Here is a 23,363-nt window from a genome sequence, read left to right as displayed (position 1 = left end):
GGCCTGTCCCAGAGCCCCCGGTACAGGTCTTGGTACGGGCTCCGGGCGGGGCGAAATCCGGTGGCCGGGCCCGGCGCACGGTGCTGGGATGGCCTGATGCTCAGTGACGCGCCGGTGACCGTGGACCGGGGGCGGTACCAGGACACCGTCACCCCCTGGGAGGAACCGGCCTGGCGCACCGAGGCCATCGGCTGGATCGAGGCCCGGCTGGCCGCCCACGGCCTGCGGCCGACGGGACCGTGGCGGGTGCGGCTGCGGCCCTGGTCCGTCCTGCTGCGGCTGTGCGTCGGGGGAGGCGACATCGTCTGGTTCAAGGCGAACCCGCCCGCCAGTGCCTTCGAGGGCGCGCTGACCGCGGCGCTGGCCCGCTGGGTCCCCGGGCACGTGCTGGAGCCGCTGGCGGTGGACACCGGCCGGGGCTGGTCGCTGCTGCCGGACGGCGGGCCGCTCTTCCGGGACGTCCTGGCACGGGAGACGGTCACTCCCGGCGCGTGGGAGGAACTCCTGCGCCAGTACGCGGCCATGCAGCACGCCCTGACCTCGCGCGCGGGCGACATCGAACGCCTCGGGGTGCCCGCCGTGCCCGTGGGCGCGCTGCCCGGCGTGCTCGACCGGCTCGACCAGACCCCGCTGCCCCGGCGCCACCGGCTCGCGCTGCGGGAACTGCGCCCCCGACTGCCCCACTGGTGCGCGGAGCTCGCGGCCCTGGGCGTCCCGGACTCCCTCGACCACGCGGACCTGCACGACGGCCAGCTCTTCTGGCCCGCGCCCGGCCGGTTCACCTTCTTCGACTGGGGCGACGCCGTCGTCGCCCACCCCTTCTCCAGCCTCGCCGTCCCCGCCCGCCGGGCGGCCGAGCTCCATGGAACGCGGGTACTGCCGCGCCTGCGCGACGCCTACCTGGAACCCTGGACGGGCGACGGCCGTACGCCCGCACAGCTGCGGCGCGCGGTGAGCCTCGCCTGGCGGCTCAGCGCCCTGCACCGCGCCGCCGCCTACGGCAGGCTCTTCCCCGCCGCGTCCGGCGGCGCGGGTGCCGCGACGGGCGCGGCAGGCGCACACTGCCTCCTCGAACTGCTGGACGAACCCCCTGTGTAGCGGCGGCCGGTCCCAGCGGCCGGTCCCAGCGGGCCGGACCCGGCGGCCGGTCCCCGGCGCGCGGGCCGTTGTCAGTGGCGGATGCGAGGCTTCACCACATGGATGAGGTGGAGTTCATGCGGGGCAGGGTCTACGGCGCCGACCACGACAGCCCCGGGCCGCGCGCCGGGCGCAGCTACGCGCACCTGGTGGGCGGCCCCCTGGACGGCCTGCTGCTGGACGTCACGGACCTCACGGAGCAGGAGCGCGGAGCTGCCGTGGCGCTGGCGACGGAGATAGGCCGCTACGGCCCGGGCGGCCGCTCCTCCTACGCCCCGAGGCCGGGCGACGCCCGCCGCTTCGACTGGCGGGGCGACGTGCCCTGATCCGGCCCCACCGCCGTCTGAGCGGTCAGCGCCGCCAGCAGCCAGTCGTGCGCCGTCCCGGGGGTCGGCTCCGGCCGCCCGCCCGGCGCGGTGTTCACCTCGGCCACCAGCTCCCAGTAGCCGTCCAGGCGGGGATCGGCAGCGAGTTGTCCGGCCAGTCGGCGGCGGAAGCCGGGAGTATCCCGCACCCCGTACGCATCCGCGTACGCGGTGACGAACCCGTCCAGCGCCTCACTCGGGTGCGGCTCCCGGCCCCGGCGCAGGTGCGCCCCGGCCAGCTCGTACGCCTCCGCGAGCCCCGCGTACAGCACGGCGGCTCCCCACGCCCCGGCGGACCGGTGCGCCTCGGGCTGGGGCCGGGCGGTGCCCGGACACGGGGCGAGGGCGAGGGCGTTGAGACGGGCGAAGGCCAGGACCTGGGCGGGAGCGGGATCGTCGGGCGGCTGCGGCACCGCCACGTCCAGGAAGGCGCCGGCCGACCGGGTCGACATCCGCGCCGGCAGCCAGCCGCGCCAGAACCGCACCAGTGGTGCCGTGCTGGGCGGGACGGACACGGCACCGATCAACCGCAGCCGGTCTGCCTGCTCGCCCGGCGCGGATTCCTGGACCAGCCGCAGCGCGGCCTCCCGCCAGCGCAACGCCCTCAGCTCCGAGCCGACCTCACGCAGCCGGCCCGCCACCGCGGCCTCCAGCGCTCCGCCCTCCCGTGCGCCACCGGCCGCCGTGCCGTCCGTGTGCCGCTCGTCGAGGATCCGCCGTACCTCGGGGACGCCCAGCCCCAGGGCACGCAGCGAACGGATCATCCGCAGCCGGTCGAGTGCCTCCGGGCCGTACCGCCGGTGCCCGCCGGCGCTGCGCGACGCCTCCGGCAGCAGACCCCGGTCCGAGTAGAAGCGGACCGTCTTGACGGTGACACCCGCCCCCTCGGCCAGCTCGCCGATGCCGCACAGGCCGTCGTTCGACGTGAACACTTGAACCTCCCTCAGGGGGAGTTCCTACCGTACCGGCGACGGCGGACCGGCGATCGGGCCGGGCCGCCCCGTGGACGGAGGAGAGAGAAGACCATGACCGCGTTCATCCTGGTGCCGGGCATGTTCACCGGCACGCACATCTGGCAGGACACCGCCGCGCGCCTGACCGCGGCGGGCGCCGAGGTGCACACGGTCGCCCTCACCGGACTCGACGGACCGCGCACCTCCCATCGCGCCGCAGTCGACCTGGAGACCCACATCGCGGACGTGCTCGCGGTGGTCGACTCGGTGGGCGCGGACGAGGACCGGCGGATCGTGCTGGTCGGCCACGACTACGGCATCCACCCGGCGGTCGGTGCCGCCGACCGGCGTGCGGAGCGCGTCCAGCGGATCGTCCACCTGGACTCGGGCCTGGCGCGGGACGGCGTCCCGGCCCTGGCCGCCGTACCCGACCAGTCCCTGCGCGAGCGTCTCGCCGGAACCGCCGGGACCGGTGGGGCGGACCAGGCCCAGGGGCTGCTGCCGCCCCCGGCGCTCGACGAGTGGCGTGACTGGGGCAGCACCGCGGGAGTCTCCGACGCCGCGCTGGACCGGCTCACCGCCCTCGCCGCGCCGCAGCCCCTGGGCACCCTGCTGCAGCCGCTGCGGCTGACCGGCGCCGTCGACCAGGTGCCCACCACCGGGGTGCTGTGCACCGGCAACGGCACGAGCATCGAGCTGATCCAGATGCTGGTGCGCCTCGGCGACCCCGCGCTGCGCCCGCTGACCGATCCCCGGGCGACCTTCTTCGAACTCCCCACCGGCCACTGGCCGATGCTGTCCTGCCCCGGAGAGCTGACGGACGTACTGCTGCGGGCCGCGGCGGGCGAGGGGCACCGGCTGGAGCCGGTCGACGACGCCGCGGGGCCGGGGCATCTGCGGCCGTTCCTGATGGATGTGCCCGAGGTCCCGAGGGAGCGGCACGGGAACGTCGACCTCTATCTGCCCGCCGCCGAGGAGCCCCGGCCCGCGGTGGTGTTCGTGCACGGCGGCCCGGTCCCCGCCGACGCCCGGCCGACCCCGCGGGACTGGCCCACCCTGACGGGGTACGCACGGTGCGTGGCCGGGGACGGAGCTGTGGGCGTCCTCCTCGACCACCGTCTGCACGACCTCGGCGACTACGAGCGGGCCGCCGCGGACGTGGCCGCCGCCGTGGAGCTGGCGCGGGCCGATCCGCGGGTGGACGGGGACCGGATCGCGCTGTGGTTCTTCTCCGGCGGGGGCCTGATCGCCGCCGACTGGCTGGACGCGCCCCCGGCGTGGCTGCGCTGCCTGGCGGCCACCTACCCCGTGCTGGCGCCCCTGCCGAACTGGGGACTGTCCGGGACCCGTCTGCGACCTGCGCGCGCCCTGGCGAACGCGGGTGACCTGCCCGTCGTGCTCACCCGGGTGGGACGGGAGATGCCGGAACTCGCCGCCACCGTCGAGGAGTTCCTGGCCGCGGCCGAGGACTGCGGGGCGGACGTGGAGGTGATCGACGTACCGCACGGCCACCACGGCTTCGAGACCATCGACGTCACCGACGCATCGCGTACGGCGGTACGTCACGCGGTGCGCACGGTGCTGGACCACACCTTCGGGGCCGGGACCAGGGCCGGGACCAAGAGCAGGACAGGGACCGGGACACGGTGACGGCGGGCGGCAGGCGGCACGGTCACCCTCGGCTTCACCGCGCACAAGGGCGGCACCAACACCTCCCCGACCGCGTTCAGCCTGAACGAAGCCCGCTGCGCCACGACGTGACCGTCACCACGACACCTCGCGGACGTCGGCCCGGCTCTGCGGCTGCGTCGTCGCCGTGATCTCCGAGCGGTGACGGCTCGCCGTGAACGTCACCTCGAGGGTCTGCGGCGCGCTCTGCTCCGTACTCACCGTGAAGCCCTGGTCCGGCACGGCCGAGATCAGGCACACCCCGCCGTCGCCGAACCGCACGGTCGCCTTGCCGCCCTCGGACGGCACCGTGTACACGCCCGCCCCGCCCTCCTCGCATCCCGGGTCGCCCCCGCCCGCGGGAGGTCGCGGGGCGGTGGAGCGGGCGCTCGGCGTCGGCGTGGGGGGCGTGGTCGGCTCCGGCGGGCGCGCGCTGGTGCGGGACGGCCGCGGGGTGGGCTTCCGGCTGGTCGGTGACGGGCTGGGAGCGGCCGTCACGGTCTTGGAGACGGTCGGACGGGGCGGGGCCGGCAGTTCCTTGGGCGCCGTCTGCGCGACCGGCGCGGTCGGCCGGGTCGACCCCACCACGAAGTGGATGGTGATGATGACAGCCGTCACGCTGGCCGCCGTGCAGGACAGCCAGATGATCAGGTAGCGCAGGAGGCGGGACACGACACCATAGTGACGGACCGGCTAACGTGCCTGCCCATGGCCTCCGTACTTGTCGTCGAGGACGACCCTGTGATCCGGGCCGCGCTGATCGAGGTCCTCACCGGCCACGGCTACGCGGTGAAGACCGCTCACCAGGGTTTCGAGGCGCTGCGCGACATCACCCAGAGCCCGCCGGACATCGTCGTGCTCGACCTCGGCCTGCCCGACCTCGACGGACTCGACGTGCTGCGGATGATCCGGGGCATATCCCGCGTCCCGGTGCTGGTCGCCACCGCCCGGGACGACGAGACCGAGATCATCCGGCTGCTCAACGCCGGGGCCGACGACTACCTGGTCAAACCCTTCTCCGGCGGTCAGCTCGCGGCCCGGCTCGGCGCCGTGCTGCGCCGCTCCGCGCCCGCCGAGCTCCGGGCCGCGCGGCTGCCCGTCCTCCAGGTCGCCGACCTCCGCATCGACCCCACGGCACGCACCGCCCACCTCTCCGGCCGCGAGCTGCCCCTCACCCGCCGCGAGTTCGACCTGCTCGCCTACCTGGCCGCCAACGCCGACCAGGTCATCTCGCGACAGCGGATCCTCGCCGAGGTGTGGCAGCAGCCGTACGTGGAGGACCAGACGGTGGACGTCCACCTGTCCGCACTGCGCCGCAAGATGGGGGAGAAGGCGCGCAAGCCCCGCTACCTCCACACGGTGCGCGGCATCGGCATCAAGCTGGTCAGCGCGCCATGAGACGGGCCCTGGCCGGGATCGCCCTGGCCGTCACCTCCATGGTGGCGCTGTCGTTCCTCGTCCCCCTCGCCCTCCTCGTGCGCGAACAGGCCCGCGACCGGGTCACCACCGCCGCCGAGCAGCGCGCCGCCGCCCTCTCCCCGGTGCTCGCCCTCACCACCCGGCGCGCCGACGTCCAGCAGGCCGTCGCGGAACTCGGCTCCGCCGACCAACTGGTCGTGCGGTTGCCCGACGGCGGCTTCGTCGGCACCCCGCACGCGCCCGAGGAGGCCCTCGACCGGGCCGTACGGGGGCGTGAGACGCTCGCCGTGGACACCGCGGACGGCTGGGCCTACCTGCAGCCCGTGGTCCTGCGGGGCGACCGGGTCGCGGTCGTCGAGGCCTACGTGCCCGCCGCGGACCTCACCCGGGGCGTCGCGGCCTCGTGGGGCGTGATGGCACTGCTCGCCGTCGGCCTGGTGGGCGGCTCCGTACTGGTCGCCGACCGGCTCGGCGCCCGGGTGGTCCGCTCCTCCCGGGGCCTGAAACGGGCCTCCCTCGCCCTCGGCACCGGCGACCTCGGCGTACGGGTCGAACCGGACGGCCCGCCCGAGCTCCAGGAGGCCGGGGTGGCGTTCAACACCATGGCCGACCGGGTCGTCGACCTGCTCGCCGTCGAACGCGAGCTGGTCGCCGACCTCTCGCACCGGCTGCGCACCCCGCTGACCGCCCTCTACCTGGAGGCCGACCGGATGGGCGCGACGCCGAGCGCGCGGCGGGTCACGGAGGCGGCGGGGCAGCTGGAGCGCGAGCTGGACTCGATCATCGCGGCGGCGCGCACCCCGTTGGCGTCGGCGCAGCTCGCCGGGGCCGGGGCGGGTACGGCGAAACCGTGCGACCTCGCCGAGGTGGTCGCCCTGCGCCTGGACTTCTGGTCGGTCCTCGCCACCCAGCAGGAACGTCCGTTCGAGCGCTCCCTCACCCCGCGGCCGACACCCGTGGCCTTCCCCGAGGACGACCTCGCCGCCGTCGTCGACGCCCTGATCGGCAACGTCTTCCGGCACACCCCGCAGGGCACCCGCTTCCTCGTGCGCGTGGAACGCCGGGACCGGCACGTGCACCTCACGGTCGACGACGCCGGAGGGGGCGTGGCCGATCCCGAGGCGGCCCTCACCCGGGGCGTCAGCGTCGGCGGTTCCACCGGTCTGGGCCTGGACATCGTGGCCCGGGCGGCCCGCACGGCCGACGGCGAACTGACGATCAGCCGCGCGCCGCTCGGGGGCGCACGGGTGACGGTGTCGTTCGCGCTGGCGGACACGCGGTCGGCCGCCGGCGGTGAGCGGTGAGCGGTGACAGTCGCGGCCGGGTGGCGGTGAGCGGTGACGGCCGCGGCCGGGTGGCGGTGAGCGGCGTCAGCGGCCGGTGCCGAAGTCCTGGGTCCACCAGGGGCCGCCGTCGCCGAAGTGGACGCCGACGCCCAGCTCCTTGAAGGAGCAGTTGAGTATGTTCGCCCGGTGGCCGGGGCTGTTCATCCAGGAGTCCATCACCGACGCGGCGTCCGCCTGGCCCCGGGCTATGTTCTCGCCCAGGGTCGACCACTGGTAACCGGCGGCCTCGACCCGGCTCGCCATGGTGGAGCCGTCGGGCCCCGTGTGGGACATCACACCGCTGCTCGCCATGACGTCGCTGTAGTCGTCGGCGGCCCGGGTCAGCCTGTCGTTCGCGGTGACCGGCGAGCAGCCCGCCGCGGCCCGTTCCTCGTTCACCAGCGCGAGGACCTGCGCCTCGGCCCCGCCCGTCGCGCCGGAACCCGATCCGGAGTCCGACCCGCCGCCCGACCCGGAGCCCGATCCCGACCCCGAGCCCGATCCGGCCCCGGAACCGCTGCCGCCGCCGGACCCGTCACCGGCGCTCTTCGTGGTGGCCCTGACGGGAGTCTTCGAGGCCGGTGCGGGAGCCTCGGTGGGGTCGGCCGTCGGGCTCGCCGTCCGCCTCGGCTTCTTCTTCGGCTCGGTGCTCGGGCTCGGCGAACCACTCGCCGTGGGGCTCGGGCTCGCCGACGTGGAAGCGAGCGGTGCCGCACCGCCCGCCGCGTCCTCGGCGTTCGGCGCCCGGTCGGCCGCGTCCGCGGTGACCCGGTCCGAGGCCCCGCCGTCGTCGCCGTCGGTGACGGCCAGCGTGATACCGACGCCCGCGGTCAGGGTGAGGGCGCCGAGCGCCAGCGCGGTGCCGCGGGTCCTGAGCCCGCCGCGGGGGCGGGCGTGGGAGCGGGACGGGCGAGCGGCTCGGCGGGAACCCATGCGCAGGACACCTCGGCTTGTCGGTCGGCTGACGGAGCCCCCCGTACCCGGTGGACGCGACCGCGCCCACCGGGACCGTGGGGGGTGTTCGAGAGCCTAGGACCCGGCCGGCGTGGAAACGCCCGTTCGAAGGTCATCTTCAGAAAGCCTTAAAAGAGCCGCCAAAGTCCGTTGAGGAAGCATGCCGGCACCGCGGCGGCCCCGCCCGCCCCCTTACGCACACGCCGCTCGCCACCCTCGGTCCGCACCGGGGCGCTTCAACGTGAAGGGCGGACACGGGTGCTCACAGGAGCCCGTCCCGTGCCCCCGGTGCTCCGCCGTCACCCCGTGCCCGGCGATTGCCGTGCCGGACGGCCGGACAGCCTGTCGGCGTGCACCGGCAGGTCGCCGGACACCGCCGGCGCGCCCGAGGAGACCGGGTCCTCCCGCCCACCGCCCCGGGCGCGCCGCGCACCGACCAAGGAGGTACCGGACATGCCGTCCACCGCCGACGAACGACAGCTGATCGACGAACTGCGGGACCTGCTGGCCGCCACGGTCGAGGACCTGACCGTGGAGGAGATCGAGCCCGACTCCTCCCTCCAGGACGACCTGGGCGTCGACTCGCTGGCCCGGCTGGAACTGGTCGCCGCGATCGAGGACCGCTGGCAGATCGAGGTGCCCCAGGAGCAGGCGGACCGGCTCACCACGGTGCGGCAGATCGCCGCCCACCTCGCCGAGGCCGTCGCCGCCCCCGCGGGCGGCACCGCGTGAGCCCACGGCACGCCGCCGACCCCGCCCCCGAGGACCGGTCCGCCCTCGTCACGGGGCTGGGACTGACCACCGCGCTGGGCGGCGACACCCCCTCCACCTGGCGGGCCCTGCTGGACGGCGTGTGCGGCGTCGAGCGCGTCGACTTCGCGGAGCCGGAAGGGCCGGCGCAGGTCTATCTCGCGGCCCCGGCAGCGGTCGACCCCAAGACGGTCCTGTCGTCCGCCAAGGCGGCGCACTGCGACCGCGCCGCCCAGTTCGCCCTCGTCGCCGCCCGTGAGGCCGTGCGCGACGCGGGGTTCCCCGACCTGCAGGCGCTCGCCGCGGGCGGCTCGCGGGTGGCCGTGGTCGTCGGGGTGGGGCTGGGCGGCCTCACCAGCATCCTGGAGCAGAACCGGCGCCTTCAGACACAGGGCGCCGGACGGGTGAGCCCGCGCACCATCCCGGTCATGCTGCCCAACCACCCGGCCGCCGAAGTGGGGCTGATGGTAGGAGCCAAGGCCGGTGTGCACACCCCCGTCAGTGCCTGCGCCTCCGGCGCCGAGGCCCTCGCCCAGGCCCTCGACCTGATCCGGGACGGCCGCGCGGACATCGTGGTCGCGGGCGGCGCCGAGGCCGCGCTGCATCCGCTGGCCCTCGCCGGATTCGCGCGGCTCCAGGCCCTCTCCCGGCGCCACGACGACCCCAAGGGCGCCTCCAGGCCCTTCGACGCCGACCGGGACGGCTTCGTGATGGGCGAGGGCGCCGGCATGCTCGTCGTCGAGAGCGCCGCGCACGCCGCCGCCCGCGGCGCCGCTGTGCACGGCAGGCTGACCGGGGCGGGCATCACCAACGACAGCCACCACGTGGCCCAGCCCGCGCCCGGCGGTACCGGCTGCGCGGCGGCCGTCGGCGCCGCGTTGCGCGACGCGGGGCTGGTCCCGGAGCAGGTCCGGCACGTCAACGCCCACGCGACCTCCACACCGCTCGGCGACCTCGGTGAGGCACAGGCGCTGCACAGCGTCTTCGACAAGGCGGTGCGGGACGTGGCGGTCAGTGCCACCAAGGCCGCCTTCGGGCACACCCTCGGGGCCGCCGGAGCCATCGAGGCCGTCCTCACCGTCCTCGCCCTGAGGGAGAGGACGGCACCGCCCGCGTGCAGCCTCGAACGGGTCGACCCCGAGATCGGCCTGAACGTCGTCGGCCGCGACCCGGCGGCCCTGCCCCGAGGACCCCTCGCCGCCGTCACCACGAGCATGGGCTTCGGCGGGCACAACGTCGCGCTCGCCTTCGCCGACGCCTCATGAGGAAGGACCCCCAGGCCCCCACCGGCGGCACACCACGCACCGTGCTGATGTGCCCCGGCCAGGGGGCCTACCTCCCCGGCGCCCTGCGACACCTCAGCGAGGTCCCGTCCGTCTCGCGGGTGCTGCGGACGGTGGACGCCCACGGCAGCGCACTCGGCGGCACCCGCACACCCGTCGGCCGCCTCCTCACCGACGCCGCGGCGCCCGAGCCCGGCCACCTGGTGCGCAGCGACCCCCTGGCCTTCGACCTGGCCACCTACGCCGCCGTGGTCGCCTCCGCCACCGTCCTGCTCGACCTCGCCGCGCCGCCCGTCCACGCGGTGCTCGGCCACAGCGTGGGCGACCTCGCGGCGCTCACCGTGGCCGGCGTCATCACCCTCGAACAGGGCGTCCGGCTGCTGCACGTGCGCGACCGGCTGCTGCGCGACGCGGCACTCCCGGCGGCGGGCCTGCTGGCCACCGACCTGACCCCCGAGCTGGCGACCGACCTGCTGGGCGCCGAGGACCTGCCGCAGGTACGCATCGCCGCCCGCAACGCGCCCGGCCAGACGGTCCTGGCCGGACCCGACGACCAGTTGGCCGCCCTCCGTCGCACCGCCCGGGCGCTCGGCCGCCGCGCCACCGTGCTGACCAGCCGCACCGCCTACCACCACCCCCTCCTCACCGAGGTCCACCGGACCTTCCGGCGCCTGCTGCGCGCACAGCCCGTCGCCCCGCCCACCCTCCCCGTGTACACGGCCACCACGTCCAGGGCCGCCCGCACCCCGGCCCAGCTGCGCACGGCGGCCGCCGCCCACCTCTGCGAGCCGCTCGCCTTCCACCGGACCCTGCGCGCGCTGCGCCTGGCCGGTTTCACCACCTACCTCGACAGCGGACCCAGGGCGCTGCTGAGCACCCTGGCCAGGGCCGGTCTGCCGGACTGCACCACCGCCGCCCCCTCCCGCACCCCCGTCGGCGTCGACCGCATCCGCCACCGTCTGACCGCCGCCCTGCGGTGACGAGGGCCCCTTGACCCGACGGCGGTGGCGCGCCTTCATGAGGGAGCCGGGAGTGGCCCGGCTCACATGGCGTACCGAGGGCGGCGCCGACACCATGGTCTCGTCACCCGGCAGGCTGAAGGGATCAAGAATGTTCCGCAAGGTGCTGGTCGCCAACCGCGGTGAGATCGCGATCCGTGCGTTCCGTGCGGGCTACGAGCTCGGCGCGCGCACCGTCGCCGTCTTCCCGCACGAGGACCGCAACTCGCTGCACCGGCTCAAGGCCGACGAGGCCTACGAGATCGGGGAGCCGGGGCATCCGGTGCGCGCGTACCTCTCCGTGGAGGAGATCGTCCGCGCCGCCCGCCGCGCGGGGGCCGACGCCGTCTACCCGGGATACGGGTTCCTGTCCGAGAACCCCGAGCTGGCCCGTGCCTGCGAAGAGGCCGGGATCACCTTCGTCGGACCCAGCGCCCGGATCCTGGAACTGACCGGCAACAAGGCACGGGCCGTGGCCGCCGCCCGGGAGGCCGGCGTACCGGTGCTCGGCTCCTCGGCGCCCTCCACCGACGTGGACGCACTCGTGCGCGCCGCCGACGACGTCGGTTTCCCCGTGTTCGTCAAGGCGGTCGCGGGCGGCGGCGGGCGCGGCATGCGCCGGGTCGAGGAGCCCGCCCAGCTGCGCGAGGCCATCGAGGCCGCCTCCCGCGAGGCCGCCTCCGCCTTCGGCGACTCCACGGTCTTCCTGGAGAAGGCGGTCGTCGAACCCCGCCACATCGAGGTCCAGATCCTCGCCGACGGCGAGGGCGACGTCATCCACCTCTTCGAGCGGGACTGCTCGGTGCAGCGCCGCCACCAGAAGGTCATCGAGCTGGCGCCCGCACCCAACCTCGACCCCGGGCTGCGGGAGCGGATCTGCGCCGACGCCGTGAACTTCGCCCGGCAGATCGGCTACCGCAACGCCGGCACCGTGGAGTTCCTCGTCGACCGGGACGGCAACCACGTCTTCATCGAGATGAACCCCCGTATCCAGGTCGAGCACACGGTCACCGAAGAGGTCACCGACGTCGACCTGGTCCAGTCCCAACTGCGCATCGCCGCCGGGGAGTCGCTCGCCGACCTCGGCCTTGCCCAGGAGAGCGTCACCCTGCGCGGTGCCGCACTCCAGTGCCGCATCACCACCGAGGACCCGGCCAACGGCTTCCGCCCGGACACCGGCCGGATCAGCGCGTACCGCTCGCCGGGCGGCTCCGGCATCCGCCTCGACGGCGGCACCACCCACGCCGGTACGGAGATCAGCGCCCACTTCGACTCGATGCTGGTCAAGCTTTCCTGCCGGGGACGGGACTTCACCACCGCCGTCAACCGCGCCCGGCGCGCGGTCGCCGAGTTCCGCATCCGCGGCGTCGCCACCAACATCCCCTTCCTCCAGGCGGTGCTGGACGACCCGGACTTCCAGGCCGGCCGGGTCACCACCTCGTTCATCGAGCGGCGCCCGCACCTGCTCACCGCCCGGCACTCCGCCGACCGCGGCACCAAGCTGCTGACCTACCTCGCCGACGTCACCGTGAACAAGCCGCACGGCGAGCGCCCCGAGCTGATCGACCCGCTGACCAAGCTGCCGCCCCTGCCGGCCGGTGAACCCCCCTCCGGTTCCCGCCAGTTGCTGGCCGAACTGGGCCCCGAGGGCTTCGCCCGCCGGCTGCGCGAGTCCTCCACCATCGGCGTCACCGACACCACCTTCCGCGACGCCCACCAGTCGCTGCTCGCCACCCGGGTGCGCACCAAGGACATGCTCGCCGTGGCGCCCGTTGTCGCCCGCACCCTGCCCCAGCTGCTGTCCCTGGAGTGCTGGGGCGGCGCCACCTACGACGTCGCCCTGCGCTTCCTCGCCGAGGACCCCTGGGAGCGGCTGGCCGCCCTGCGGGAGGCGGTGCCCAACATCTGCCTCCAGATGCTGCTGCGCGGCCGCAACACCGTGGGCTATACCCCGTACCCCACCGAGGTGACCGACGCCTTCGTGCAGGAGGCCGCCGCCACCGGCATCGACGTCTTCCGCGTCTTCGACGCCCTCAACGACGTCGAGCAGATGCGGCCCGCCATCGAGGCCGTACGGCAGACCGGCACCGCCGTCGCCGAGGTCGCGCTGTGCTACACCGCCGACCTGTCCGACCCCTCCGAGCGGCTCTACACCCTCGACTACTACCTGCGGCTGGCCGAGCGGATCGTGAACGCCGGCGCGCACGTGCTGGCCGTCAAGGACATGGCCGGCCTGCTGCGGGCCCCGGCCGCCGCGACGCTGGTGACCGCGCTGCGCCGGGAGTTCGACCTGCCGGTCCACCTGCACACCCACGACACCACCGGCGGTCAGCTCGCCACCTACCTGGCCGCGATCCAGGCCGGCGCGGACGCCGTCGACGGCGCGGTGGCGTCCATGGCCGGGACCACCTCGCAGCCGTCGCTGTCGGCGATCGTGGCCGCCACCGACCACACCGAGCGGCCCACCGGGCTGGACCTCCAGGCCGTGGGCGACCTGGAGCCGTACTGGGAGAGCGTCCGCAAGGTCTACGCGCCCTTCGAGGCGGGCCTGGCCTCTCCGACCGGCCGGGTCTACCACCACGAGATCCCCGGCGGCCAACTCTCCAACCTGCGCACCCAGGCCGTCGCGCTCGGGCTCGGCGACCGCTTCGAGGACATCGAGGCCATGTACGCCGCCGCCGACCGGATGCTGGGCCGCCTGGTGAAGGTCACCCCGTCCTCCAAGGTCGTCGGCGACCTGGCCCTGCACCTGGTGGGCGCCGGTGTCTCCCCGGCGGACTTCGAGGCGGAACCGGACCGGTTCGACATCCCGGACTCCGTGGTCGGCTTCCTGCGCGGCGAGCTGGGCACCCCGCCGGGCGGCTGGCCCGAGCCGTTCCGCAGCAAGGCGCTGCGGGGCCGCGCCGGGGCCAAGCCGCCCGCCGCACTGTCCGAGGACGACCGCACCGGTCTGGACAAGGACCGCCGGGCGACCCTCAACCGGCTGCTGTTCCCGGGACCGGCCCGCGAGTTCGACACCCACCGGGCCTCGTTCGGCGACACCAGCGTCCTCGACAGCAAGGACTTCTTCTACGGACTTCGGCCGGGCAAGGAGTACACCGTCGACCTCGACCCCGGCGTCCGGCTGCTCATCGAGTTGCAGGCGGTGGGCGACGCCGACGAACGCGGCATGCGCACCGTGATGTCCTCACTGAACGGACAGCTCCGCCCGATCCAGGTCCGCGACCGCTCGGCGGCCTCGGACGTCCCGGTGACGGAGAAGGCCGACCGGACGGACGCCGGCCAGGTCGCGGCGCCCTTCGCCGGCGTGGTGACCCTCGCCGTCGCCGAGGGCGACGAGGTGGAGGCCGGTGCCACCGTCGCCACCATCGAGGCGATGAAGATGGAGGCATCCATCACCGCCCCCAAGGCCGGTACGGTGACCCGGCTCGCCATCAACCGCATCCAGCAGGTCGAGGGCGGCGACCTGCTCGTCCAACTCGCCTGAGGACACGGGCCCCGGCCCACGGGTGACGCGCCCCGCTCCGCTGCGGGGCGCGTCGTCCCCTCAGGGGAACTGGACGACCTTGGACGGCACGGTGTCCGTCCCCGACGTGGCCGCGCCGGTGTCGTTGACGACATGGCGGTACTGGCCCTTGCCGCCGAGCGAGATCACCTGGAGGTTGCGCATCCGCACCCCCGACTTGACCGGCACCTGGAACCCGTGGTGCTGGACGATCGTCGGGTCGGACGTGTAGTTGCAGTAACTGCCGAGCGCCACCGCGTCGTGCACGTTCACCGAGTCGGCGACCTTGTAGGCCGCGTAGCCGACGATGCCGTCGTGGGTGATGGCGGCCTCGTTCGGGGCGTCGTAGGCCTTCTCGTTCTGGAAGAAGATGGTCCGCCCGCGCTCCCCGCTCCAGTAGACGTCGTACTTGTTGAAGTGCTCGACGAACAGTCCGGTCGCGAGGACGTCGTCCCCGTTGACCCTGAGGCCGTAGTCGGCGCGGTTGGTCTCCCAGCCGACGCCCTCGCCGTGGTCGGCCCGCCAGATCCAGGTGTGGTCGATGACCACGTCGTCGCTCTCGACCACGACGGAGTCGGTCGCCCTGCCCGGTCCCGCGCCGCCGACGCGGATGAACACGTCCTGCATGGTCGTCGGGTTGGCGGCGTGGTCCGCGCTCCCGCCCGGCGTCCCGATGCGCAGCAGCGTGTCGGAGTTCACCGGTCCGGCGTCGATGAGGAAGCCCGCGAGCCGGACGCCGTCGACGTCGGCCACGTGCATGGCGTCGACGCCGCCGTCCGGGATGATCGTGGCCAGCCCGAGGCCCAGCACGACGGTGTTCGCCCGGTCGACCTCGATGGTCCGGTCGATGTGGTAGACACCCGGCGTGAACAGCAGGTTGAGGCCCTGGTCGAGCGCGGCGTTGATGGTCGCCGCCGTCGCGCCGGGCTTGACGACGTAGAACTGACTGAGCGGCAGGGAGGTGCCGCCCGCGTTGGCGGGCCAGGACACGCCGCGGGCACCCGTTCGTTTGGCGGGCACGCGCACCTTGTACTCGTTGCCGTCCAGGTAGAGGAAGGGCTTCTCGCGGGAGACCGGCGTGGTGTCGAGCGTGGTGTACGGGCCGGTCTCGAAGTTGCCCGCCGGTGCGCCCTCGACACCCGTGAACGTCATGTTCCAGACGCCGTTGGTCCAGCCGCCGACCGAGCTGTCCCGGGTGTACCACTGCTGCTGGGAGTAGGGGCCGACCGTGCCGTCGATCTTCGAGTCGGCGATGTAGCCGCCGGAGGCCCAACCGTAGCCGTTGGGGGCGAGGTTGAGGCCGCCCTTGACGTGGATCCGGCGGAACGGGGCGGCCTGGGCGACCGCCCAGCGGTCGGTGCCGTTGGACGGCGTGATGGCGAGGTTCTCGGCCGAACGCCAGAAGTTCTGGGTGGCGTTGCCGTTGAACCAGCCCGCGTCCACGGTGACGTCACCGTTGATCTGTGTGTCGTCCGGGTTGAGACCGAGACCGGAGAGGGAGGTGTAGAAGCCGAGCTGCGCGTTGATGCCGTTGTAGGTGCCCGGCTTCAGCAGGAACTGGTAGCGCCCGCTGCCGAACTGGCTGGACTCCTGCTGGGCGAAGACCTGGTCGAACCTCTGCTGGAGGTTGGGCGTGGAGGGGTCCACGACGATGACGTTCGGCCCCAGGTCGCCGCCGCCCTCGACGGGGGGAGTGCCGGTGGTGCCGGTGTGCACGGCGACCTCCCACAGCGAGTAGCCGTAGCCGGTGGCGCGGGCGGTGCCGTACACGCGGACGTAGCGGCCGGAGCCGCCGACCTCGTAGGAGACTTTGCCGCCGGTGGCACCGGTGACGCTCTTCAGCGTCTGCCAGTTCTGCCCGTCCGAGGAGGCCTCGATCCGGAAGTCCTTGGCGTGGGCGGCCTCCCAGTTCAGGTCCACCCCGCACAGGTCCCGTACGGCGCCCAGGTCCACCCGCAGCCACTGCGGGTCGGCGGCCTGGCTGGACCAGCGGGTGCCGGGGTCGCCGTCGAAGGCAGCGGCGGCGGGGGTCCCGGCGTTCTCCACGGAGGAGGCGGAGGCGGGCCTGCCCTGCGCGGCGTTGGCGGTGTCGCACGCACCGCCCGGCGCGGTGCCGCCGGTGGTGCCGAAGACCTGGAACTCCCACAGGGAGTAGCCCCAGGGGGTGGCCCGGTGGACGCCCTGCATGCGGACGTAGCGGCCCTGGCCCGAGACGTCGAGCGCGTCGGTGCCGCCGTCGCCGCCGGTGACCGTCTTCGCGTCGGTCCAGGTGCTCCCGTCCTGGGACAGCTGGATCTTGTAGTCCTTGCCGTAGGCCGCCTCCCAGTCGAGCACCACCCGGGTGACGGAGGCGGTGGCGCCGAGGTCGACCTGGAGCCACTGGTCGTCGCTCGCGGCCGACGACCACCGGGTGGCGGTGTTGCCGTCGACGGCGTTGCCGGACGGCGTCGAGGCGTTCTCGGCCGACGACGACGTGGCCGTCCGGCCCTGGGAGAGGGGGGTGTCGGCCGCGGTGGCCGTCATCGGGGCGGGCAGGGTGACGAGCGCCGCCGTGGCGACGAGCGCGACACCCAAAGATCTCAGTCTCATGCGGGCGCTTTCTCGGGATGCGGACAGGACCGGTCAACCGCCTGACGCAGCGGCTTAGTTCAAGGTGTGATTTAAGTGGTGAGTCATTGATCCGGCAAGACTCCGGACAGGAGTTGTCAGTGCCGTGCGCAAGAATGCGGTCCATCGAGATCAACACCGGCCGGACCGGGTAGGCGTTCTCGAGTCACTGACCTGGAAAGGCCACCGCCGATGCCGCTCACCGCCGCCGCCCGCCCGCACACCGCCCGTGTGCACACCGCCGACTTCCGTGCTGCCGGGCGCCCCGCCCGGGCCGGTGCCGCCGAGAGCGAGGTCCTGCGCATCGTGACCGACGCGCGCACCCCCGTCTTCGTCACCGTGCGGGCCGACGGGCGGCGCAGATACAGCTACTGGCGCCCGCTGGACTCCGCCACCGGCCGGGGCGGTTGCTACGCGGCGCTGCCGACCGCCGAGTGCGACGCGCTGCACGCCGCCGGCCGGATCGTACTCGGCGAGCCACTCGCCGACCCGGACCGGATCACCTACCGGGTCAGTGCCACGCGCGCCCCGGCGGCGCCGACGCGGGCACTGCCGGAGCGGGCGCGCGCGGCGTGAGGGCGGACCGGGGCGCAGGGCACACCAAGCGGCCGACTCGCCCGTGAAGCACCGCCGTTCAGTGTTCGAGCGGCGCCCGCAGCGCGGGATCCGACGCCGCCCGCCACACCTCGGGCAGCTCCTGCCGCCGGGCCTGTGCCCCCGCCCGTTCGAGGCCGTGCAGCAGTCCCCAGGTGAACGCTGACTCACCCGCCCCGTGGGCGGCCACCGCCAACGCGCGCAAGGTGTCCTGGGCGACCACGGCGTCCTGGTGCTCGCCGAGCAGTCGCTGCACCGCCTTGGCACGCCTGCCGAGCCGGGCGACCGGCTTGCCGAGCGCGGGACGCGCGACCTCGGCCGCGTAGCGGAGCTTCTTGGCCGCCTTGCGTGCCTCGTGCAGCCCCGCCTCCCGCGACCGGCCGGCCGGCAGCGCGAGCGCCTCCTGCATCCTCCCGGCGAGACGGCCGTACTCCTTGAGCACCGCCCGGGCCATGGTCCGGGCCGGCTTGCCCGACGCCTTGGCGCGCAGGGGCGGGCGCGCCACCAGTTCGTCCAGCGCGTCCAGGAGACGCAGGTAGCGCTCGCTTCCCAGGGCCTCACGCGTCCGGGACCGCACGTCGACCTCCCCGGACACCTCCCACGCCCGCAGCCGGGCGGCCACGGGACCGAGCACCAGGTCGTCGGGGAGCCCGTCCAGCGCGGCGCCGACCCGTTCCCGCAGCACCTCCTGGTCGCGCGCGGCACCCAGCTCACCCGCCAGCCACCGCAGTTCCGCGCGCACCGGGTCGGTGACCCGCCGCTCCAGCACCGACCGGTACGAGCGCAGACAAGCGCGCAGTCGGCGGCAGGCGACCCGCATCCGGTGCACCGCGTCGGGCAGTTCACGGCGGACCGCCGGATCGAGGGCCACCAGGGTGCCCACCTGCGCCCGCAGATAGGCGAGCACATACGCGCCACAGGACCCGGCGACCACCCCGGCGTCCGGCCGCCGCACGGCCGCGCCGCCCACGCCGGTGTCCCGCAGCGCGCGGGCGAGCTTGGACGGGCTGTCGGCGCGCGCGATGCCCTTTTTGCGGAGCTTCTTCTCCACGAGGTCCAGCAGCCCGGCGTGGACGCCGTCGGCGAGTTCGACCTCCAGCTCGCCCCACTCGGCGCGGCCACCGCCACCCGCCGCCGCGTCCGCGCGCACCTCGTCGAGGCTCAGCTCGGCGAGCACCCTGCCGTCCGCGTCGCACAGCCGCCGCACGGTCCGGGTGGACCGGACGCGCACGACCGGACGCAGCTCGGCGCCCCGTGTGCGGGACAGCACCAGTTCGCGCAGCGCCCCGGGCACGTCGTCGGACAGCGGGGCCCACACCTCCTCGCGGGTGTCCCCGGCGAGCGGCAGCTTCAGGTGCCACCCCGCGTCGGGTCCCCCCGTCCGGCGGCGCAGCGTGACCGAGGAACCGGCGAGCCGCAGATCCACGGTGTCGTGGTACACCGCGTCGAGTTCCTCGGGCCCGGCCGTGGTGACCGAGGCGACGGGGCCGACGCCGCTGAGGTCGGGCAGTCCGGCGACGCCGCCGGAGGCAGGCTCGTACTTCCGCTCTGTCTCGCGCTTCGACTGGGTCATGTTGAGGTCTTCGACACGATCCGCCGGATCAAACCCCCTCCGGCACGACCCAGGGGCGCGGATCGGTGTAGTACCCGTCGAGGATGACCTCGAAATGCAGGTGGGGACCGGTGGACAGGCCGGTGGACCCGACCCGTCCGATCTGTGCCCCGGCCTCCACACTCTGCCCCGCGGCCACGCCCAGGGCGGAGAGGTGGCTGTAGGTCGTCTCCACCCGCTTGCCCTGGATGGTCCCGTGGTCGATCACGATCCGGTTGCCGTACGCGCTGGTGAGCGCGGCGAACACGACGCGGCCCCGCCGCGCCGCCACGACCTGCGCGCCCTGCGGCGCGGCGAAGTCCACGCCGGTGTGCAGCTTGGTCACCCCGGTCAGCGGGTGCTGGCGCGAACCGAAGGGCGAGGTGATGGTGAGCGGGCTCACCGGAGCGGTCAGCAGGGCACCGGCGGGCCCGCCCGCGCCCGCGGAGTCCTCCCGGTCGAGGGCCTCGTAACGCGGCACCAGGGCCTGGACCTCGTCGAGGTACGTCTTCGCCTCCGCGGGCACCCGCCCCGCCTCGGTGACGGAGTCCGTTCCCGCGGCGTACGCGGCGAGGGTCAGCTCCACGAGGTCGCCGTTGACCCGGCCCTCGGTGCGCAGTTCGGTCACCTTCTTCGCCAGGGAGCAGTCCCGCCGGCCCAGGGCCATGATGGCGTCCGCCGGGTCGCGGGGGGAGGAGTGCCCGTTGCCGTCGTCGTCCTTGCCCCAGGCCCGCCACTCGCTGTCGGTGAAGGCGGCGATGCCCTTCTGCCCCGAGAGTTCGTCCGAGTCGTCGCTCCAGCCCGAGAGCTGGTCGATCTGCGCGGCGAGCACGGACGGCTCCAGCACGGTGCAGGCCGAGGCGGCCCTGCGCAGCCACGGGACGTAGGACGGATCGATGTCGGCCCCGGCGGACGCGCCCGCCTCGGAGTCCTCGGACCCGGTATCGGGCAGTCCGCCGAGGGCGAGGAAGGCGGCCACTCCGGTGACGGTCAGGAGCGCCGGCAGCAGCAACAGGGTGACGGGCCCCGGCCCCCGGCGCTTTCGCCCGCGGGCCCGCTCCGGCGGATCCAGTGGCTCCGGCTGCTCATGCGGCTCCGGCTGCTGCGCCGGCTCCGGCTGGTCTGCTGCCGGTGGGGCGCCCGTGTCGGCGGCCGTCTGCGCCACGGTCAGCCGCTCGTCGTTCATCTGGCCGCTCGCCGGGACGTGATGCTCACGCGGGGACGCTATCGCCGCCCCGGTGGGGTCGTCAGGAGCCGTGGAGGCAGAAGGAGATGCCCGAACGGGCACGGCCCACGGCGCCCGTCCGCCCGGCCGGGGCACACGGACGACGACCTGTCCCGGCCGTCACCCCCGGGGCGACCCGGGCCCCGCGGCCGAGGGCGGCGAGGGACGGACCGCGAGGACCGCGATGTCGTCCGCGTTGTCCGCCCCCAGGCCGATCAACAGCTCGTCGCAGAAAGTCTCCAGGGGCTCGCGGGCCAGATCGGCGGCGCGTCGGCGCAGCCGGTCCAGGGCGCTGTCGAGGGGCTCGTCGCGGCGCTCGACGAGTCCGTCGGTGTACAGCAGGAGCGTCGAGTGGGCCGGCAGCGCGTCGACGGCCGTGCCCCGGGCCGCGTACGGGTCCATGCCCAGGAGCAGGCCCGCACCGCCGTCGAGGTAGCGGGTGTGGCCGTCCCGGGTGGTGAGCAGCGGCGGCGGATGGCCGGCGGAGGAGTGGGTCAGCTCCCAGGGGCCCTCGGGAGGGCCCTTGATCAGGCCGTAGACGCAGGTGCCGGTCGCCTCCCGGTGGAGGCTGTGGTTCGCCAGGTCCAACCGGCGCAGCACCTCCGCGGGCGGCTCCTCGCGGTCCACCGCGATGCCGCGGAGCATGCTGCGCAACTGGCTCATCGCGATGGCCGCGTCCAGGTCGTGCCCCGTCACGTCGCCGATGACCAGCGCGGTGTTCCCGCCGGGCAGGACGAAGCTGTCGTACCAGTCCCCGCCGACCTGCGCGGTGGTCGAGGAGGCGGCGTAGCGGGCGGCCAGCCGCAGCCCCTCGACCTCCGGCAGCACCGGCAGCAGCGAACGCTGGAGCCGTTCGGCGATGGAGCGGGTGTCCTGGTAGAGGCGGACGTTGTCCACGCCCAGCGCGAGACTGTGCACCAGGTCGTCGACGAGCGTGAGGTCCTCCTCCGTGAACGGCCGCCCGCCCGAGGCGCGGACCAGGGTCAGGGCGCCGAAGATCTTGCGGCGGGCCCGCAGCGGGGCGACGACGGCGCTGCCCGCCCCCAGCTCCCGGAACAGGTCGGCATACGTCCTGTCCAGCGCGCTCTCGGTCTGGCCCGCCCGCGGTGCCTCGGTGAGCAGCAGGGGCCCGGCGCCGCGCAGCACCCGGGCGAGCGGCCCCCGCGACTCCTCGGAGACCTCCGGGAGCGTCCCCTCGTACGCCCCCGGACGCAGGGCCCGGGGATCCCGGTGGACGACACAGACCCGGTCCACCCGGGCGTCGGCGGTGAACAGGTCCACCACGCACCAGTCGGCCAGCCGCCGCGTCAGCAGCCGGCCGGCGCGTTGCAGCCCCTCGTCCAGGTCCAGCGTGTTGTTGAGCTGCGCCGCGAGTTCGGCCAGGAGGGTGAGCCGGTCCAGCGCCGCCATGCCGCCCCGGACACCGGCCGCCCCGGCCCCGGCCCCGGCCCCGCCTCCGGACTCCGGAACGGCCCGGGACCGGCCTCCGTCGGGCTCCCCGACCGCCGCCTCCCGGATCCTGCCGGGAGTGCGTGGACCGTCGGTGAACGTGGTCGCCCGGGGGACGAGCTGGGCGACGAAGACGGTGCGGCCGTCGGCCGTCTCCTGCGTCTGGATGTACAGCCGCACCGGGACCAGCCTGCCGTCACGGTGCAGCGCCGGAAGGGGCACCGAGCGCCCCACGATGCGGGTGCGGCCGGTGAGCAGCATCGCGGTGAACGCCGCCGTGTGCCGGCCGCGCAGATGCTCGGGGACGAGGGTGGTGAGACGACGTCCGACCAGGTCGTCGGGGTCCCAGCCCAGCAGGTCCGCCGCGGCCCCGTTGGCCGCCACGATCCGGTTGCCCTCGTCGGCGGCGACGGTCGGCATCCTGCTGGCCCGCACCTGGCCCACGTCCCACGGGACCAGCTCGGCCGAGCTCACCTCCGGCTCACGGGCGATCACGGTCCACGCGGTGGGCCCGCCCCCGGTCAGCTGCCCGACGATCTCGTCGAAGAGCCAGTCCTGGAAGGCGCGGCCGCGCGGCAGGGCCGGAAGCGTGAGCAGCTGCTCCTCCCGCGCCCTCGCCTCGGCCAGGGCGAGCACGCGGCGCAGCGTCCGCACCGCCGGCAGGGCGTCGGCCGACAGCGCAAGGCGCAGGGTGCGCAGACCGGACTCGGGGGCCTGTTCCTCCAGACCGGCCGTCACACCGGCGCTGATCACGTTGTTGACGTCGTTGGCCGCCGCGAGATCCTCGGGGGGCACCCCGAGGGGGTCGCCCGCGGACGCGGCGAAGGTCAGCTCGCGCAGCACCGCGTGCCGGTGCTGCCGGCACGCGGACTCCAGGGCGGTCGGCATGTCGACGAGCGTCACCGTCCGTTCGGCGCGCCGCGGCGGCACCGTGGTCTCCCACCCGGCCGACGGCGGCGCCGGACCGTCGTGCCACAGCTCGAACCACACCGTCTTGCCCGCCCCGCCGCCGTGGGTCCCGAAGCGGGAGGCCAGCTGCTCCACCAGCGTCAGCCCCTGACCCGTGCCGGAATACGGCGAGCAGCGCTGCGGTACGAGGCCGCGGCTCGGCCGCCGGTCCCCGACCCGTACGCGCACCCGGCCGTCCAGGCGCGCCACGCTCACCTCGACCTCGGTGCGCGCGTGCAGCACCGCGTTGGTGACCAGCTCGCTGACCAGGAGCTGGGCCGTTCCCACCAGGTCGGACGGGGCACCGTCCAGCGCGGCCCGCACGAACCGACGGGCCGCCGCCACGCTCCGGGGCCCGTCGGGAAAACGCCGTGACACCGCCGCCGGCGGCGGATCGGGGTAACCCATGACCTCAGTGTGGGCCCCGCACGGCCCGCCCCGCAGCGCGCGCCGGTCCTGCGCGCCCCGCTCCCGGCGATGCTCCTGTCCGCCGGTCGGGTGAAGCCACCTGCCGAAAGGCCCGGGAAGAGGGGAGGGGGAGGCGGTCGGGTGCGCGAGGTGGGCGCCGACCGGCGGGCGCCGGGGCTGGCAG

The 23,363-nt window shown here is 74.7% G+C and carries 17 protein-coding genes; 10 read left to right on the top strand and 7 right to left on the bottom strand.

The window, feature by feature from the left end:
* Positions 1–96: 96 nt before the first annotated feature.
* Positions 97–1,098: an aminoglycoside phosphotransferase family protein gene (locus IE94_RS0128130; RefSeq protein WP_030189693.1), complete on the top strand. Its 1,002-nt coding sequence runs from the start codon at positions 97–99 to the stop codon at positions 1,096–1,098.
* Between the two features lie 98 nt (positions 1,099–1,196).
* Positions 1,197–1,463 carry a hypothetical protein gene (locus tag IE94_RS0128125; RefSeq protein ID WP_030189692.1) on the top strand — a complete coding sequence of 89 codons (267 nt, stop codon included), beginning with the start codon at positions 1,197–1,199 and terminating at the stop codon, positions 1,461–1,463.
* On the opposite strand, the gene IE94_RS0128120 is transcribed toward IE94_RS0128125, so the two are convergent.
* The gene (locus IE94_RS0128120; protein ID WP_037923745.1) at positions 1,406–2,434 is read right to left on the bottom strand and encodes a MerR family transcriptional regulator; all 1,029 of its coding nucleotides are present in this window, start codon (positions 2,432–2,434) and stop codon (positions 1,406–1,408) included. The genes IE94_RS0128125 and IE94_RS0128120 overlap by 58 nt on opposite strands.
* Before the next feature lie 93 nt (positions 2,435–2,527).
* On the opposite strand from IE94_RS0128120, the gene IE94_RS0128115 reads away from it, so the two are divergent.
* Positions 2,528–4,105, top strand: coding sequence for an alpha/beta hydrolase (locus IE94_RS0128115; RefSeq protein WP_051777710.1), 1,578 nt, complete (start codon positions 2,528–2,530; stop codon positions 4,103–4,105).
* A gap of 114 nt (positions 4,106–4,219) precedes the next feature.
* On the opposite strand, the gene IE94_RS41280 is transcribed toward IE94_RS0128115, so the two are convergent.
* Positions 4,220–4,795 carry a hypothetical protein gene (locus IE94_RS41280; RefSeq protein WP_245235327.1) on the bottom strand — a complete coding sequence of 192 codons (576 nt, stop codon included), beginning with the start codon at positions 4,793–4,795 and terminating at the stop codon, positions 4,220–4,222.
* A 36-nt stretch (positions 4,796–4,831) separates the two neighbouring features.
* On the opposite strand from IE94_RS41280, the gene IE94_RS0128100 reads away from it, so the two are divergent.
* A complete protein-coding gene (locus IE94_RS0128100; RefSeq protein WP_030189677.1) occupies positions 4,832–5,521 on the top strand; it encodes a response regulator transcription factor in 690 nt (229 codons plus the stop codon).
* Entirely contained in the window at positions 5,518–6,846 is a 1,329-nt protein-coding gene (locus IE94_RS0128095; RefSeq protein WP_030189674.1) for a sensor histidine kinase, read from the top strand. Before IE94_RS0128100 ends, IE94_RS0128095 begins: the two co-directional genes overlap by 4 nt.
* A 66-nt stretch (positions 6,847–6,912) precedes the next feature.
* Here the strand turns inward: IE94_RS0128095 and IE94_RS0128090 are convergent, their stop codons facing one another.
* The gene (locus tag IE94_RS0128090) at positions 6,913–7,800 is read right to left on the bottom strand and encodes a CAP domain-containing protein (protein WP_030189670.1); all 888 of its coding nucleotides are present in this window, start codon (positions 7,798–7,800) and stop codon (positions 6,913–6,915) included.
* Between the two features lie 474 nt (positions 7,801–8,274).
* Here IE94_RS0128090 and IE94_RS0128080 point away from each other — a divergent pair, with 474 nt between their 5' ends.
* From IE94_RS0128080 to IE94_RS0128065, 4 genes are all read left to right on the top strand, one after another.
* The gene (locus tag IE94_RS0128080; protein ID WP_030189667.1) at positions 8,275–8,553 is read left to right on the top strand and encodes an acyl carrier protein; all 279 of its coding nucleotides are present in this window, start codon (positions 8,275–8,277) and stop codon (positions 8,551–8,553) included.
* Positions 8,550–9,836, top strand: coding sequence for a beta-ketoacyl-[acyl-carrier-protein] synthase family protein (locus tag IE94_RS0128075; protein WP_030189664.1), 1,287 nt, complete (start codon positions 8,550–8,552; stop codon positions 9,834–9,836). Before IE94_RS0128080 ends, IE94_RS0128075 begins: the two co-directional genes overlap by 4 nt.
* A complete protein-coding gene (locus tag IE94_RS0128070; RefSeq protein WP_030189662.1) occupies positions 9,833–10,834 on the top strand; it encodes an ACP S-malonyltransferase in 1,002 nt (333 codons plus the stop codon). The genes IE94_RS0128075 and IE94_RS0128070 overlap by 4 nt, the downstream gene beginning before the upstream one ends.
* A 130-nt stretch (positions 10,835–10,964) precedes the next feature.
* On the top strand, positions 10,965–14,339 hold the full coding sequence (locus IE94_RS0128065) for a pyruvate carboxylase (protein ID WP_030189660.1): 3,375 nt from the start codon (positions 10,965–10,967) through the stop codon (positions 14,337–14,339).
* Positions 14,340–14,399: 60 nt separating this feature from the next.
* Here IE94_RS0128065 and IE94_RS0128060 read toward each other — a convergent pair whose 3' ends face one another.
* On the bottom strand, positions 14,400–16,946 hold the full coding sequence (locus IE94_RS0128060) for a discoidin domain-containing protein (RefSeq protein ID WP_030189658.1): 2,547 nt from the start codon (positions 16,944–16,946) through the stop codon (positions 14,400–14,402).
* 210 nt (positions 16,947–17,156) lie between these two features.
* Between IE94_RS0128060 and IE94_RS0128055 the strand changes: the two genes are divergently transcribed.
* A complete protein-coding gene (locus tag IE94_RS0128055; RefSeq protein WP_030189656.1) occupies positions 17,157–17,540 on the top strand; it encodes a hypothetical protein in 384 nt (127 codons plus the stop codon).
* 58 nt (positions 17,541–17,598) lie between these two features.
* On the opposite strand, the gene IE94_RS0128050 is transcribed toward IE94_RS0128055, so the two are convergent.
* The 3 genes from IE94_RS0128050 to IE94_RS0128040 form a co-directional block, all read right to left on the bottom strand.
* Entirely contained in the window at positions 17,599–19,131 is a 1,533-nt protein-coding gene (locus IE94_RS0128050; protein WP_030189654.1) for a CYTH and CHAD domain-containing protein, read from the bottom strand.
* Positions 19,132–19,159: 28 nt separating this feature from the next.
* Positions 19,160–20,335, bottom strand: a complete 1,176-nt coding sequence (locus IE94_RS0128045) for a M23 family metallopeptidase (protein WP_030189652.1) — start codon at positions 20,333–20,335, stop codon at positions 19,160–19,162.
* Positions 20,336–20,494: 159 nt separating this feature from the next.
* A complete protein-coding gene (locus IE94_RS0128040) occupies positions 20,495–23,179 on the bottom strand; it encodes a SpoIIE family protein phosphatase (protein WP_030189649.1) in 2,685 nt (894 codons plus the stop codon).
* Positions 23,180–23,363: the final 184 nt, after the last annotated feature.

The organism is Streptomyces violaceorubidus, assembly GCF_000717995.1.
In the GTDB taxonomy this organism is placed as follows: domain Bacteria; phylum Actinomycetota; class Actinomycetes; order Streptomycetales; family Streptomycetaceae; genus Streptomyces; species Streptomyces violaceorubidus.
This window is presented reverse-complemented; position numbering and strand designations above follow the sequence as displayed.